Source organism: Flavobacterium sp. 9AF (genome assembly GCF_902506265.1).
Taxonomy (GTDB): Bacteria; Bacteroidota; Bacteroidia; order Flavobacteriales; family Flavobacteriaceae; genus Flavobacterium.
In genome coordinates, this window is sequence record NZ_LR733556.1 from 468,323 (window position 1) to 482,613 (window position 14,291).

The 14,291-nt window shown below is 29.9% G+C and carries 15 protein-coding genes; 1 reads left to right on the plus strand and 14 read right to left on the minus strand.

Going from position 1 to position 14,291, the window contains the following annotated elements; all coding sequences use genetic code 11:
• Nucleotides 1–35: 35 nt before the first annotated feature.
• Nucleotides 36–794: a peroxide stress protein YaaA gene (gene yaaA / locus HALO113_RS02335; protein WP_159777488.1), complete on the plus strand. Its 759-nt coding sequence runs from the start codon at nucleotides 36–38 to the stop codon at nucleotides 792–794.
• Here the strand turns inward: yaaA and HALO113_RS02340 are convergent.
• From HALO113_RS02340 to HALO113_RS02405, 14 genes are all read right to left on the minus strand, one after another.
• Complete coding sequence (locus HALO113_RS02340; protein WP_159777489.1) at nucleotides 777–1,154, minus strand: DUF2809 domain-containing protein; 378 nt, start codon at nucleotides 1,152–1,154, stop codon at nucleotides 777–779. The two genes, yaaA and HALO113_RS02340, sit on opposite strands and share 18 nt — an antisense overlap.
• Before the next feature lie 148 nt (nucleotides 1,155–1,302).
• Nucleotides 1,303–2,898, minus strand: a complete 1,596-nt coding sequence (locus HALO113_RS02345) for an MDR family MFS transporter (protein ID WP_159777490.1) — start codon at nucleotides 2,896–2,898, stop codon at nucleotides 1,303–1,305.
• A gap of 2 nt (nucleotides 2,899–2,900) precedes the next feature.
• Nucleotides 2,901–3,980, minus strand: a complete 1,080-nt coding sequence (locus HALO113_RS02350) for an HlyD family secretion protein (protein WP_159777491.1) — start codon at nucleotides 3,978–3,980, stop codon at nucleotides 2,901–2,903.
• A 9-nt stretch (nucleotides 3,981–3,989) separates the two neighbouring features.
• A complete protein-coding gene (locus HALO113_RS02355; protein WP_159777492.1) occupies nucleotides 3,990–5,291 on the minus strand; it encodes a TolC family protein in 1,302 nt (433 codons plus the stop codon).
• Nucleotides 5,292–5,293: 2 nt separating this feature from the next.
• Entirely contained in the window at nucleotides 5,294–5,911 is a 618-nt protein-coding gene (locus HALO113_RS02360) for a TetR/AcrR family transcriptional regulator (RefSeq protein WP_159777493.1), read from the minus strand.
• Nucleotides 5,912–6,058: 147 nt separating this feature from the next.
• Nucleotides 6,059–6,823: a tryptophan synthase subunit alpha gene (gene trpA / locus HALO113_RS02365; RefSeq protein WP_159777494.1), complete on the minus strand. Its 765-nt coding sequence runs from the start codon at nucleotides 6,821–6,823 to the stop codon at nucleotides 6,059–6,061.
• Between the two features lie 33 nt (nucleotides 6,824–6,856).
• Nucleotides 6,857–8,044, minus strand: a complete 1,188-nt coding sequence (gene trpB / locus HALO113_RS02370; RefSeq protein ID WP_159777495.1) for a tryptophan synthase subunit beta — start codon at nucleotides 8,042–8,044, stop codon at nucleotides 6,857–6,859.
• Complete coding sequence (locus HALO113_RS02375; protein WP_236554572.1) at nucleotides 8,028–8,639, minus strand: phosphoribosylanthranilate isomerase; 612 nt, start codon at nucleotides 8,637–8,639, stop codon at nucleotides 8,028–8,030. Before HALO113_RS02375 ends, trpB begins: the two co-directional genes overlap by 17 nt.
• A 23-nt stretch (nucleotides 8,640–8,662) precedes the next feature.
• Nucleotides 8,663–9,451, minus strand: a complete 789-nt coding sequence (gene trpC / locus HALO113_RS02380; RefSeq protein ID WP_159777497.1) for an indole-3-glycerol phosphate synthase TrpC — start codon at nucleotides 9,449–9,451, stop codon at nucleotides 8,663–8,665.
• Nucleotides 9,452–9,475: 24 nt separating this feature from the next.
• The gene (gene trpD, locus HALO113_RS02385; RefSeq protein ID WP_159777498.1) at nucleotides 9,476–10,471 is read right to left on the minus strand and encodes an anthranilate phosphoribosyltransferase; all 996 of its coding nucleotides are present in this window, start codon (nucleotides 10,469–10,471) and stop codon (nucleotides 9,476–9,478) included.
• Between the two features lie 51 nt (nucleotides 10,472–10,522).
• Nucleotides 10,523–11,089, minus strand: a complete 567-nt coding sequence (locus HALO113_RS02390) for an aminodeoxychorismate/anthranilate synthase component II (protein WP_159777499.1) — start codon at nucleotides 11,087–11,089, stop codon at nucleotides 10,523–10,525.
• 48 nt (nucleotides 11,090–11,137) lie between these two features.
• The gene (locus HALO113_RS02395; protein ID WP_159777500.1) at nucleotides 11,138–12,538 is read right to left on the minus strand and encodes an anthranilate synthase component I family protein; all 1,401 of its coding nucleotides are present in this window, start codon (nucleotides 12,536–12,538) and stop codon (nucleotides 11,138–11,140) included.
• A 293-nt stretch (nucleotides 12,539–12,831) separates the two neighbouring features.
• On the minus strand, nucleotides 12,832–13,371 hold the full coding sequence (locus tag HALO113_RS02400; protein WP_159777501.1) for a YbhB/YbcL family Raf kinase inhibitor-like protein: 540 nt from the start codon (nucleotides 13,369–13,371) through the stop codon (nucleotides 12,832–12,834).
• 81 nt (nucleotides 13,372–13,452) lie between these two features.
• A partial coding sequence (locus tag HALO113_RS02405) for an AraC family transcriptional regulator (RefSeq protein ID WP_159777502.1) occupies nucleotides 13,453–14,291 on the minus strand: 839 nt, incomplete at its 5' end.

Here is a 14,291-nt window from a genome sequence, read left to right on the forward strand (position 1 = left end):
TTTTTCGTACATTTGAAAAACAATAAAAACGTACTATGAAAATTGTTATTTCGCCTGCAAAATCCTTAGATTTTGAAACCAAATTACCTACCAATCAATTTACCCAATCTGATTTTTTATCCAAGTCGGAAACCATTCATAAAACTTTAAAAAAGAAAAAACCAAAACAGTTGATGGATTTAATGTCTATCTCTGAAAAGTTAGCTGAATTAAATTGGCAACGCAATCAAGATTGGCAAACTCCTTTTACAACTGAAAATGCACGCCCAGCAGTGTATGCTTTTAACGGAGATGTATATGTAGGTTTGGATGCTTATACCATTCCTGTAGATCAATTAGAAGTTTTACAAGATAAATTGCGCATTCTTTCTGGACTATATGGAGTTTTAAAACCATTGGATTTAATCCAACCGTATCGTTTAGAAATGGGTACTTCTTTAGCAATTGGTGCTAAGAAAAATTTATATGAATTTTGGAAGAAACCAATTACTGATGCTTTAAATAAAGAATTGAGTAAAGGAGAATTGTTTTTAAATTTAGCCAGTAACGAATATTTTAGTGCAGTGGATACCAAAGCCTTAAAAGTGCCTGTAATTACTCCTGAATTTAAAGATTACAAAGATGGTAAATTAAAAATGATAAGTTTTTTTGCTAAAAAAGCAAGAGGTTTAATGGTGCGTTACATCATTGATACTAAAGCGGAAACCATTGATGATTTGAAAAAATTTAATTATGAAGGTTATGCTTTTGATGCCAATTTAAGCAAAGGAAATAAATTAGTTTTTACGAGGTAATCTTCTTTTTTCAATTAATACTATAAGGATAACACCTATAGTATAACAAAGTAAATCAATCCAAGAGAAAGATGTTCCCAAAACCGTTCGTGCTATTGCATACTTTTGTAGACCTAATTTCTCAACAATATGGATATACTGTAGGAATTCTATAGTAAAGGAAAATAGTAATACAAATACAGCAGTTGCTTTTACAGAGAATGTAAAAAAGGATTGAATAAAACAATAAAGTAATAGTACTACGAGTACATCACCCATATAAGGACGAATGAAGTCATCATGTATATAAAGCGCAATACCTACTTCAGTTAGAAAGAGTAGGATAGTAGCTATAAAATACTGCTTTTTAAATAGAAACATAATTACGATTTGAATATACAATCAAAGATATTGAATAGAAACTATAAAAATAAAAAAGAGCTGTACAAAAAGTATAAAGAAACTGAAACAAGTTCAGCTTGACAAAATTATACTTTTGTACAGCATCTCATTTAAAATTTAAAAGTAATTAATGCAGGGCTTCACTAATATCTACTTTATTTTTATTGTTTTTAATTAAGAGAATAACGGGTACACAGATTAAGAATAGAATACCTAAATATAGGAAGATATCCATATACGATAAAACGGTACTTTGTTTCATGACACTCATATTTAAAACCTGATGTGCTTTAGCCAAAGCTTCGTTACTACTAAAACCTTTCGACATAAATCCCATTTGTAATTGATGGATTCGATCTTGTACCTGAACTTTAGTAACATCTATATTAGAAATTAAATTTACTCTATGTTCCTGACTAAAGCGGGCAATAAAAGTGGTTATAATAGCAATACCAAATGAACCTCCTAATTGGCGAAGCATTCCAGTAAATGCGGCTCCTTCACCAATACTTTTTCCTTTAAGAGTAGATAATGATAGTGTAGTAATAGGAACAAAGAGTAATCCTAAACCTAAACCTCTCACAATTAAAGGCCAATACATATAATTTTCAGCTGTATCTGGTGTCATGATGGTATACATCCAAAAAGTAAAAACAAAGAACATTAGAAAGCCCAAAGCGACTAAATATTTTTGAGGAACCCCTTTTTGTAATAATTGACCAATAATTGGCATCATAAAAGCAGTCATTAAAGAGCTAGGAATTAAAAGTAATCCTGCATCTGTAGCAGTCCATCCTAATATGGATTGTGTATATATAGGTATAATAAAGGTGGAACCATATAAACCAAATCCCATTATAAAACTTAGAATGGTTCCGATTTTTAAATTGGTATCTTTTAATACTTTCAGATTAACAATTGGATATTCATAAGTTAGTTCGCGCCAAATAAAGAAAAATAAACTAAAGAAACTAACTAAACTTAAAGTAATGATACTTGTATCGTTAAACCAATCATCTTGTTGTCCGTGTTCTAAAACATATTGTAAAGAACCTATAAATCCAGCTAAAGTGAGTATGCCATACCAATCTACTTGTTTACTGCTTAATTTTTCACCATATTTAGGACTCTTTACATAGTGTAAAGTTAAAAGAGTTGCCATAATTCCGATAGGAATATTAATATAAAAAATATAGGGCCAAGAATAAGTATCGACCAAATAACCTCCTAAAGGTGGTCCTAACGTAGGACCAACAATTACCCCCATTCCATAAATAGCCTGAGCCATTCCTCTTTTAGCAACTGGATAACTTTCTGTAATAATAGTTTGAGAAGTTACTAGCAAGGCACCACCACCAAGACCTTGTATAAAACGAAAAGCAATTAATTCCCAAATTCCAGTGGCATTTCCACATAAGAAAGAAGCTGTAGTAAAAATGATAATTGAAGCCGCAAAATAGTTTCTACGTCCAAATTGTTGTGACAACCAGCTCGTCATTGGAATTACAATAACATTGGCAATAGCATAAGCCGTAATTACCCATGCTACGTCTGTTAATGTAGCCCCTAAACTTCCACGCATATCATTTAAGGCTACGTTTACAATAGTAGTATCTACAATTTCTAAAAGTGCACATAATACTGCTGTTATGGTAATAATTACTCGATTAAAACCATATTCAACGAGACTATCTTCGTGTGTATTTGTTGTGCTTGTACTCATAATTATTTTAGATGTACATCAACTTCTACATTCATTCCAGAACGAAGTGATTTTATTTTCTCTTTATTATTAGCTTCAGTTAATGATATTTTTACGGGTAATCTTTGTACCGTTTTTACGAAATTTCCTGTAGCATTATCTGGTGGTAATAAGGAAAAACGAGATCCTGTTGCAGGAGAAAACGAAGTTATGGTTCCTTCAAATTCTTCATTAGGGTAAGCATCCACTTTGATGCCTACTTTTTGCCCTAAAGCCATTTTATTTAATTGCGTTTCTTTAAAATTAGCCACTACCCAAACATCTTGCGTATTAATAATATAAAATAATGACTGTCCTGGTTGCACTAATTGACCATTTTGTAAGCTAACAGCAGATAATTGTCCGTCTATAGGTGCAATTACATAACAATAAGAAAGATTCAATTGGGCAGCTTCATAAACCGCTTTGGCTTTCAAAATATTTGCAGCAGCTACTTCCACTTGTTTGTTAGACACATTAGAACGTGAGATCGCTGCATTTTTTAAGTAATTGCTAGCATTTTTTTGTTCTTGAGCTACCTTTAAATTGCTTTCAGCTTCTTGTTTAGCTGCTAAGGCTTGTTCGTATTGCTGTTTGGTAATCGATTTATTTTTATATAGATTTTCATAGCGTTCAAAATCACTAGTAGCCCTCCAAAGTCTTGTTTTAGCAGCTTCAATTGTATTTTCTGTAGATTTTGAATTCGCACTTGATACAGAAACATTAGCTAAAGCACCACCCGTTTCAGCTTTAGATACTTCTAAACTATTTTGAGAGACAAGTAAAGCGGCTTGCGCTTCTTTTTCTCTTATTACATAATCTTGTGGATCAATAACAAAAAGAGTGTCCCCTTTTTTTACAAATTGATTATCGGTAACATATACTTTTTTAATATAACCTGAAACTCTAGGTATAATCGGATTCATGTTTTGTTGAATTTGAGCATCATCTGTCGTTTCATGTGCTAAAGAATGGAAGTATTTGTAACCACCATAGCTAAGACCTAATACAGTAATTACTATTAATATTAGGGTAAATTTCTTATTTGTCTTCTTTTTTTCCATCAGTATGTCTTAGTTTACGTTGAATGATTGGGTTAATTTTCCTTGTTGGTATAGTAATTCATAATATTTTTCTTGAATATCTGAAGTAGCAATAGCGTAATTTATTTTAGCTTGAATTTGATCCACATCAGCTTCTAATAAATCATTAGTAGTGGATAAACCATTCTCATATTTATCTTTTACAATACGGTAATTTTCGGTTGCTTGTTCTTGAGCTTTTAGATACACTTCTTTTTGTTGGAGCGCTAATTCATAATTTGCATTAGCTTCTTGAATTTCTTCCTTAATTTTATCAGAAAGAATGGCAATTTGTTGGGTAGCTTCTAGTGTTTTGCTTTTTGCCTTTTCAACTTCTTTACTGTTTTTGAATAAAGACGAAAAGTCGTAAGAAATTCCAGCACCAAAATTCATTGCATTGGTTATTGTAAAAGCATTTTTTACATCTAAAGCAATATAACCACCAATCAAGTTGATAGAAGGTAAATAATTACCTTTAGCCACTTTAATATTACTTTTTAAAGCCTCTTCTTGATATTGCAAGGCTTCTAAATCTTTTCTATCTGTTGCTGTTTCAGTAACGATTTTAGTTGTTTTTTCAACACTGTTTTCAGGAATTTCGATAACAGTTCCTTCTGGTAATTGTAGAAGATTAGCCAATTGATAGTTTAAAACCGAATAATTTTTTTTGGCTGTAGCCAATGACAATTGAATATTAGATTCTTGTAATTGTGCTTTTAATAAATCATTGTGCGCAAGTAAACCATTGTCTTCCATCGCTTGAAAATCAAGTACACGTTGGTGTGCAGTTTTTAGAAAATCTTCGGTTAATTGAATCATTTGATTGGTTTTGTACAAACCAAAATACAATTGGGTAACCGCTAAAGCCACTTGTTCTTTTGTGTGTTTAGCGTGACTCATTTCTGCTTTATTGATGCTTTTTGCAGCTTTAATCCCATTTTGAATTTTAAAACCATTAAAAACAGGTATCGTAGCTGTAGCTTGACCAATCATCAATTGGTTGATATCTAAACCATTTCCACCTGATTGAGGAGCTAAATTACCTTTAATTTTAGCTTGTGTTAATCTGAAATATTGTCCCGAAACAGATAAATTCGGTAATTGATTGTTTTTTACGGTTTTCAATTCCCATTCCGAAGTTTTTACTTTAGTATCAGCCAAAATAGCTTGGTTACTTTGGGTAACACCAATATGGATAGCTTCTTCTAAGGAAAGTGATTTCGCATTTTGTGCTTGTAGAAAAGAGGTCAATAGGAGCACAAAATAGAGTACAAGTACATTTTTATTATTCATATTTATTGAATTAACATTCCTAAAATTATGTTCGACATATTATTGGTAAAATCATTTAAAATGTAGTTTTCAAATGAAAGATCATCGTCTAAGCTTAGTAATTCTTGATAAAACTTTTTATTATTATAAATTTGGAAAAAAGAACCAATAACTATAACAGGAATTAATACAGTATTACAATTTTCTTTAAAAATTTTTTCTGTTTGGCCTTCTTTTATGATTTCTTCTAAAAGTTTAAGATTATTTTTTTTAATTTCTGAAAAAGCAGGAAAATTGCTGGTTCTGTTTTGGTTGATTATTTCATAATGCAGAATTTGATAAATATCCCTATTTTGATAAATACGTTTTATATATAAGGCCACAAATTTTTCAATTTTTTCTTTAGAGGATATAGCTTCCGCTTGAATATTTTCTAACATGATACGAAATGCAGAAACCCGATATAATATTATGGCTTCAAGTAATTTTTCTTTCGAACCAAAATAATAGGAAACCATAGCTACATTAATGTCTGCTGCTTTGGCTATCTCTCTAATAGAAGTGCCATCAAAACCTTTTTCTGCAAAGAGTTTTTCAGTAACGGTTATAATTTCAATTTGCTTTGGATTATATTCAGTCATAATCTACTTTTTTAAATCGAATACAAAATTAAACATTTGTTTAAATTAAACGTTTGTTTAATTTTGTATTAACAAGAAATTAACATTTTTAAACTTCTTGTTTGTTTCATTTTATTTGAAGCAGTAAAATTTGAATATTGATTTGAATTAAGAAGTAATTGTTTTTATAAATTCATTAATTTTAGAAACAGCGTTAGTTTTTAAAAAAGTAATAAAAGCACTACCAATTATTGCTCCTTTTTGATGTGTAGTTGCTTGAGAAAAAGTGGTATAATCTTTTATTCCGAAACCAACAATTTGAGGATTTTTTAAATTTAATTTTGCTATTTTTTCGAAATAATTTTGTTGCTCTTCTCCAAATCCGCTTTGATTTCCAGTTACTGATGCTGAGCTAACCAAATATATAAAGCTACTAGAAATTGCATCTATTTGAGCTATTCTTTCCTTAGAAGTTTGAGGTGTAATTAAGAAAATATTTTTTAAATTTAATCTTTCAAATAAGCTTTTGTATTCCTTTTCATAAACTTGTAATGGTAAATCAGGAATAATTAAACCATCGATACCTATCTCATGACATTTTTGGCAAAATTTTTCCATTCCATATTGCATCATTGGGTTGAAATAGCCCATTATTATAAGAGGTATTGTTACTGTTTTTCTAATATCCTTTAATTGTTCAAAAAGAAGTGTGGTTGTCATTCCATTTTCAATAGCTTGTGTTGAACTTTCTTGAATAGTAGGTCCATCAGCTAAAGGATCGGAGAAGGGAAGACCAATTTCTATCATATCCACTCCATTTTTTTCCAATTCATGTATAATTGAAACAGTATCATTTATTGTGGGATAACCCGCTGTAAAATAGATTGAAAGCAGTTTTTTATTTTGCTCTAAGGTTGTATTAATCCTGTTCATTTTTTTAAGATTTCTAGATATCGATTTGTAAATTTAAAATTTAAAATAATCGATATAAGTATTTAAGTCTTTATCACCTCTTCCAGATAAATTGATAACGACTATGTCTGTTGATTTAAATTGTTTTTTTTCTAGCACTGCAAAAGCATGTGCCGATTCAATTGCAGGAATTATTCCTTCTGTTTTGGATAATGCTAAACCTGCTTGCATGGCATCAGCGTCAGTAATAGCAATAAATTCTGCTCTGTTTGAATCATGTAAATGCGCATGTAATGGTCCTACACCGGGATAATCTAAACCAGCAGATATAGAGTAGGGTTCAGTTATTTGACCATCTTCTGTTTGCATCAACAAAGTTTTACTTCCATGAATAATGCCTATTTTACCTAGAACGGAAGTAGCTGCACTTTCCCCAGAATCAACACCATGACCAGCAGCTTCTACTGCAATTAATTTAACAGATTCATCTTCTAAAAATTCGTAAAAAGCTCCTGCAGCATTACTTCCACCGCCTACACAAGCAATTACATAATTAGGATATTCTGTTTTTTCTTGTTCTTTAAGTTGCATTTTAATTTCTTTTGAAATTATATTTTGAAAACGAGCAACCATATCTGGATAGGGGTGTGGACCTACTACCGAACCAATAATATAAAAAGTATCTATCGGATTATTAATCCAGTCACGAATGGCTTCGTTTGTAGCATCTTTTAGTGTTTTTGAACCCGAAGTGGCTGGTCTGACAGTTGCTCCTAACATTTTCATTCGAGCCACATTAGGAGCTTGTCTTTTGATATCCACTTCGCCCATATAAACGATACATTCTAATCCCATGAGCGCACATACAGTTGCTGTTGCTACTCCGTGTTGACCAGCACCTGTTTCGGCAATAATTCTTTTTTTACCTAATCTTTTAGCCATTAATATTTGCCCAATAGTATTATTTACTTTGTGAGCACCTGTATGACATAAATCTTCTCTTTTTAAATAAATTTTAGTATTGTATTTTTCAGATAATCTTTTAGCAAAGTAGAGTGGAGTAGGTCTGCCTACATATTGTCTCAATAGATGGTAAAATTCATCTTGAAAAGAAGGTTCTGCCATTATTTTTAAATAATTTTCTTTTAATTCTTCAACATTAGGATATAACATTTCAGGAATAAAAGCACCTCCAAATTTTCCATAAAATCCATCTAAATCAACACTATATTTTGTCTTCATATAATAATCTTTTTAATCTTCTCAATTTTGAGAAATTTTTAAATCCTACTTTTTTCTCGAAGCGACTGTTTACATCAACGCCATAGCAATATTTTGCTGTATCCGTATTCAAGAAGGATTTTATAGCATCTACACTTGTTAATCCAATTCCTCCACTAAGAAAAAAAGGTTTAGTTAATTTGTAATTTAATAATAAATTCCAGTCGAAAGAAATACCGTTTCCACCAGGCAATTTTCCTTTGGTATCGAAAAGAAATAAATCTACTGATTCTTCATAATCAGAAAGTAAATTGAAATCAAAATCTTCGTCAATTGAAAAAGATTTAATCACTTCAACTCCTAGTTTTTTTAGCTTTTGGCACAATTCTGGAGATTCACTACCATGAAGTTGTACTGCATCAAATTCGAATTTTTTAATGATACCTTTAATAGTTTCAAATTCTTCATCTACAAAAACGGCAATTTTTTTTATATTTTTTGGAATATCAATAATTGCATCATCAGTGAATCTTCTTAATGACTTTTCCCAAAAAATAAATCCTAAATAATCTGGTTTTAAAGTGCAAATATCTTGAATGTTCTCAGGATATTTCATACCACAAATTTTTAGTTTAACGTCTAACATACTATTAATTTATTAATAAAATCTTTTGCTTCTTTGCCAGGATCATTCGTTTTCATGAAGTGTTCTCCCATTAAAAAACCTTGATACCCCTGTTGTTGTAATTCTTTAACTTCTTTTACTGTATATATACCACTTTCAGAAACTTTTACAAAATCATCTGGAATGTAATTTACTAATTCCTTGCTATAATTCAAACTTACTTCAAAAGTTTTTAAATTTCTATTATTAACACCAATCATATTTAAACTGGGCATTATAGATTTTTCAATTTCTTCTTTATTATGAACTTCTAATAATACTTCTAAAGCCAAACTTTGTGCAAAGTTAGAAAGATGTTTTATTTCTTCTCTAGTTAAAACAGAAGCAATTAATAATATTGCATCTGCACCATGAGCTTTAGCTTCAAGAATTTGATATTCATCTACAACAAACTCTTTTCGAAGCAAAGGTACATTAACTGATGCTTTTGCAAGTAAAAAATCATCTAAAGAGCCACCGAAATATTTTCCATCTGTTAAAACAGATATGCCACAAACACCAGCATTTTGATATCCAACTACCACATCTTCAACAGAATGGTTATTGTTAATTGCTGGTTTTGAAGGAGATCTTCTTTTATGTTCTGCAATAATTCCTGATAGACTGTTCTTTAAAAGTTTTGCTAAAGAATAAGTACGACTGTTAAATAGTACTGATGATTCTAATTGATTAATTGGTATAATACTTTTTTTAAGAGCGACTTCTCTTTTTTTATCTTTTATTATTTTATCTAAAATAGTCATGTCTTGGGCAATTAGGTTGTGTTGTTATTTACTTAGTTGAATTAATTGGTTTAATTTTTCAAATGCTTTACCGCTTGTTAAACTTTCTTGAGCTTTATTTAAAGCGTCTTCATAACTTGAATTTTCTACCGTTTTAATAGCTACAGCGGCATTGGCACAAACTACATTGTTTTGTTCTTTTGTACCCTTTCCAGAAATGACATTGTAAAATATTTTTGCAGCTTCATCAATAGAGTTTCCTCCTTTGATTTTTTCTAATTCAATTTGTTGAAAATGGAGTTCTGCTGGTTTTAAAATGTTTTCTGTAGTATTTGTTATTATTTTTACTTCATCGGTTAATGAGATTTCATCAAAACCGCTTAGACCATGCAGAATACTGTAATTTGTGGAAGTATTTTGGTACAAATAGGCATACATTCGAGCTAATTCTAAACTAAAAACACCTACCATTTGGTTTTTTGGGAAAGAAGGATTCACCATTGGACCAAGCATATTAAAAAAAGTTTTTACACCCAATTCTTTACGAATAGGTCCTACATTTTTCATAGCTGGATGGAATAAAGGAGCATGTAAAATAGCTATGTTAGTCTCTTCTATAGATTTTGTTAAAAAACCAATATCATTACTAAATTTTATACCCATTTTTTCCATAACGTTACTTGAGCCTGATATAGAAGAAACTCCGTAATTACCATGTTTCGCAACTTTTATACCTGCTCCAGCAACTATAAAAGAAGCTAAAGTAGAAATGTTGAATGTGTCTTTGCCATCGCCACCTGTACCGCACAAGTCAACTGTATTGTACTGAGAAAAATCAACAGGAATACACAGCTCTAGTAGTGCTTCTCTAAATCCTGAAAGTTCATCTACTGTAATACTTCTCATCATATAAACGGTTAAAAAAGCAGCAGTTTGACTTTGATTATAATTTCCAGATGAAATTTGGACTAAAACGTCTTTTGCTTCACTTTTTGATAATATTTCGTGATTGATAAGTCTATTTAATATGGTTTTGCTCATTAATTGAAAGTATTAGATTTAAATTGGTTAGTAAATTACTAATTGAAATGATTAATTTTTTATCCAATTTTCAAGTATTTTTTTTCCAAAAGGTGTTAAAACGCTTTCAGGATGATATTGAACACCTCTAACATCATAATTTTTATGTTTCATCGACATGATTTGTCCATTTTTATCTATTGAGGTGATAATTAAGTTTTTTGGTAACTCATCTTGTGAAACTACCCATGAATGGTAACGGCCTACTTCAATTTCTTTTGGTAAACCATTGAAAATATAATCTTCTTCAATTTGAGTCACACGGGTAGCCACACCATGGTAAACTTTATCTAAGTTGATTAATTTACCTCCAAAAACTTCTCCTATAGCTTGTAAACCAAGACAAACTCCAAAAATACTTTTTGTAGGAGCATATTTTTCAATAACTGCTTTCAATAAACCCGCTTCTTCTGGTACTCCTGGACCTGGTGATAGTATTATTTTATCAAAAGATTCTAATTCTTCCAATTCAAATTGGTCATTTCTATAAACAGTTACTTCAGCATTTAAGTCTTCTAGATAATGCACTAAATTATAAGTGAAACTATCATAATTATCGATCATTGCTATTTTCATCATTTTTCAATTTCAGTGTCAAATTTCATTTTGACTAGTTATTATTAATTCTTAAATCGTTTCTGCTAAATCTAGAGCGTTTTGTAGCGCGCTTAGTTTATTATATACTTCTTGTGTTTCATTTATTTCAGACGAATCAGAAACAATTCCAGCACCTGCTTGAAAATGTAAGCTATGATTTTTACTTAAGAAACTTCTAATCATGATGGCATGATTGAAATTACCTTTAAAATCCATAAAACCAATGGCACCGCCATAAAAACTTCTGTTTGTTTTTTCTATAGATTCAATTAATTCCATCGCTTTATATTTAGGAGCACCACTTAATGTACCAGCAGGAAATGTTTTAGCCACTAACTCAGTAAAGGAGTGGTTTTCTTTTAGATTTCCAGATACTTTTGAAACCAAATGTATCACATGAGAGAAAAATTGTATTTCTTTATATTTTTCTACAGTTACATCTTTACAACTTATGCTTAAGTCGTTTCTTGCTAAGTCAACAAGCATTACATGTTCACTATTTTCTTTACCATCTTCAGTTAGTTTTTTAGCAATTTCAGCATCTTTTTCATCATCACCTGTTCTTTTAAATGTTCCTGCAATAGGATGAATTTCTGCATGATTATTTTTAATAATTAATTGAGCTTCAGGTGATGATCCAAAAATTTTAAAATTGCCATAATCAAAATAAAATAAATAAGGAGAAGGGTTAATACTTCGAAGCGCTCTATATACATTAAACTCATCTCCTTTAAAACTTTGTGAGAATCTACGTGATAAAACTAGTTGAAACACATCACCTCTTTGGCAGTGTTTTTTTGCTAAACTAACGTTATTGCTGAAATCCGAATCGGTTAAATTTGAGGTAACATTTCCAGATTTGCTAAAAGAATATGAAGTAAAATTTTTAGCTTGTAAAAGTTGCTCAATTTCATCTATATTATTTTTGTGATCAAAGCTATGGCAAAAAATATAGGCTTCATTTTTAAAATGGTTGATAGCGATAATGTTTTGATAAACTGCATAAAAAATTTCAGGAATTTTATTTTCAGATGATTTTTCAGCTATTTTAATAGTATCAAAATGTTGGATTGCATCATAAGAAATATATCCAAACAATCCTTGTGTTATGAATTTAAACTTATTTTCATCTGCTAAAAAGCGTTTAGAAAAAAATTCTATTTGCTTGACAACATTTATTGATGAATCAATTGTTAGGCTTTCCGAAGTTTGGTCTGGAAAATTCATCTCAATTTTCTGATTTTCAACTTTGAAAGTAGCAATTGGATTAAAACAGATATAGGAAAAACTATTATCATTCCCATGATAGTCACTACTTTCTAGTAATATGCTATTTGGAAATTTGTCTCTAATTTTAAGATAGACACTCACTGGAGTCATGGTGTCGGCTAAAATTTGTTTGTAATTAGAATTTAATTTAAATTTCTTCATTGTTGTAAATAGATTATAGATATTTTAAAATAAAAAAAGGCTTGTCGTGATTGACAAGCCTTTTCTATGTATGTTTTTAAATTATACTATAGGAGGATTCGCTCACGACGACTGACGTAAGTTTTTCCACCACCAAGTATTATTTGTAATTGAAATCATAATTATTTATATTGTGACAAATGTATTAAAATATTTTTTTTAAATCCAAATTATTTTGAAATAAAATATTATTTTTAAATGGATGCTTTTTTAACTCATTGAAAATAAAGAATTAAAAGATATATGTAAGAAATTTATCTACTATAATACATTACAATTGAAGCTTTCTCAATAGTATTCAACCATAAATAATAGCCCACAATTTCAGGATTTGTATTTTGATCTAATCCCAACTTATCAGTTTTTAAAGCATGAATAGTAAGGATATAGGTATGAATGCCGTGACCTTCGGGCGGACATGGTCCACCATAGCCATTTGCTCCATAACTTGTTTTACTTTGAATCGTACCTTTTGGCATTAAATTTAAACTTATATTACCTGCATTTGTAAAAAGTTCTTTAACATGAGATGGTATATCAAAAACTACCCAATGCCAAAATCCACTACCAGTAGGTGCATCTGGATCATACATGGTAATAGCATAACTTTTTGTTCCTTTTGGAGCATTTTCCCATGACAATTGAGGTGAAACATTATCACCTGAACAACCAAAACCGTTAAATTCTTGTTTTTTTGTTGATTGTCCACCAATTTCATTACTTCTTAAAGTAAATGTTTGTGCTTCACTTAATGAACAAACTAAAAATACTACTGTTAGAATTAATTTTTTCATATTACTTTGATATTAAATTATTGTATCAAAAGTAGTATAAGTGTAGTGTTTTCAATTTTGAAAATAGTTCAAAAAATGTTGCTATTGGTTCATTTTTTTTTGTTGGTATTGTTTTGGTGTAATTCCATATTTGTGTTTAAAAGATTGCGTAAAACTTGAGAAGTTTTCATAACCAATAGCTGTATAAATATCTATGGGTCTTTCTTTATTAAGTAGTAGCATCTCAGCTGATTTTTCTAATCTTTTTTCTTGAATCCACTTGCTAGGAGGCATTTTATACACTTTATAAAATTCTCTTTTAAAAGTGGACAGACTCATATGAGATAGGAAAGCTAATTCATCTAATGTAAGTTTAGAAAAAATATTTTTTTCTACGATTTTTTTCAAACGTACATGATGTTGTTGAATAATCGGTTGATGAAGGAATGCAATTGTTTCAATTCCATATTTTTGAACCATATAAAAAAGAACCTCTTCTAACTTAAGTTTTAAAAAATGTTCATTTTTTACAATATTCGATGAAAGTAATTGTTGTAAAGAAGTAATAAAATTTAAAAGAAATTCATCATAAGGTAAGACTTTGAATTTACTTTCTTCTTTCACATTATTATAGTAGGAATTATTAAAATTGTATTTTGTTATAAATTCATCAAGAAATGTATCTGAAAAAAAGAATAACAAACTTTTGTATTTTTTGTTTGGTGATAAATTTTCAGACATTAAACAATTTCCTGATTTTACTATTACAAAATGCTTATTTGTAATAGTTTTGGAATCATTTTCATAATATAAGTCTTTAGCACCTTCAGTTAAAAAACTAATTAAGTTAGTATTTAGTTTAACTTTTGACTTGTTAGAATATTCTTCACTAGAAAATAAATTTAAATATATCTCAGGTAAAGTATTATTATTAATAAAAT

What these genes read in the sequence shown, in the direction of transcription:
- yaaA (WP_159777488.1), top strand. Translation starts at nt 36, where the DNA reads ATGAAAATTGTTATTTCGCCTGCAAAATCCTTAGATTTTGAAACCAAA.
- HALO113_RS02340 (WP_159777489.1), bottom strand. Translation starts at nt 1,154, where the DNA reads ATGTTTCTATTTAAAAAGCAGTATTTTATAGCTACTATCCTACTCTTT.
- HALO113_RS02345 (WP_159777490.1), bottom strand. Translation starts at nt 2,898, where the DNA reads ATGAGTACAAGCACAACAAATACACACGAAGATAGTCTCGTTGAATAT.
- HALO113_RS02350 (WP_159777491.1), bottom strand. Translation starts at nt 3,980, where the DNA reads ATGGAAAAAAAGAAGACAAATAAGAAATTTACCCTAATATTAATAGTA.
- HALO113_RS02355 (WP_159777492.1), bottom strand. Translation starts at nt 5,291, where the DNA reads ATGAATAATAAAAATGTACTTGTACTCTATTTTGTGCTCCTATTGACC.
- HALO113_RS02360 (WP_159777493.1), bottom strand. Translation starts at nt 5,911, where the DNA reads ATGACTGAATATAATCCAAAGCAAATTGAAATTATAACCGTTACTGAA.
- trpA (WP_159777494.1), bottom strand. Translation starts at nt 6,823, where the DNA reads ATGAACAGGATTAATACAACCTTAGAGCAAAATAAAAAACTGCTTTCA.
- trpB (WP_159777495.1), bottom strand. Translation starts at nt 8,044, where the DNA reads ATGAAGACAAAATATAGTGTTGATTTAGATGGATTTTATGGAAAATTT.
- HALO113_RS02375 (WP_236554572.1), bottom strand. Translation starts at nt 8,639, where the DNA reads ATGAAATATCCTGAGAACATTCAAGATATTTGCACTTTAAAACCAGAT.
- trpC (WP_159777497.1), bottom strand. Translation starts at nt 9,451, where the DNA reads ATGACTATTTTAGATAAAATAATAAAAGATAAAAAAAGAGAAGTCGCT.
- trpD (WP_159777498.1), bottom strand. Translation starts at nt 10,471, where the DNA reads ATGAGCAAAACCATATTAAATAGACTTATCAATCACGAAATATTATCA.
- HALO113_RS02390 (WP_159777499.1), bottom strand. Translation starts at nt 11,089, where the DNA reads ATGATGAAAATAGCAATGATCGATAATTATGATAGTTTCACTTATAAT.
- HALO113_RS02395 (WP_159777500.1), bottom strand. Translation starts at nt 12,538, where the DNA reads ATGAAGAAATTTAAATTAAATTCTAATTACAAACAAATTTTAGCCGAC.
- HALO113_RS02400 (WP_159777501.1), bottom strand. Translation starts at nt 13,371, where the DNA reads ATGAAAAAATTAATTCTAACAGTAGTATTTTTAGTTTGTTCATTAAGT.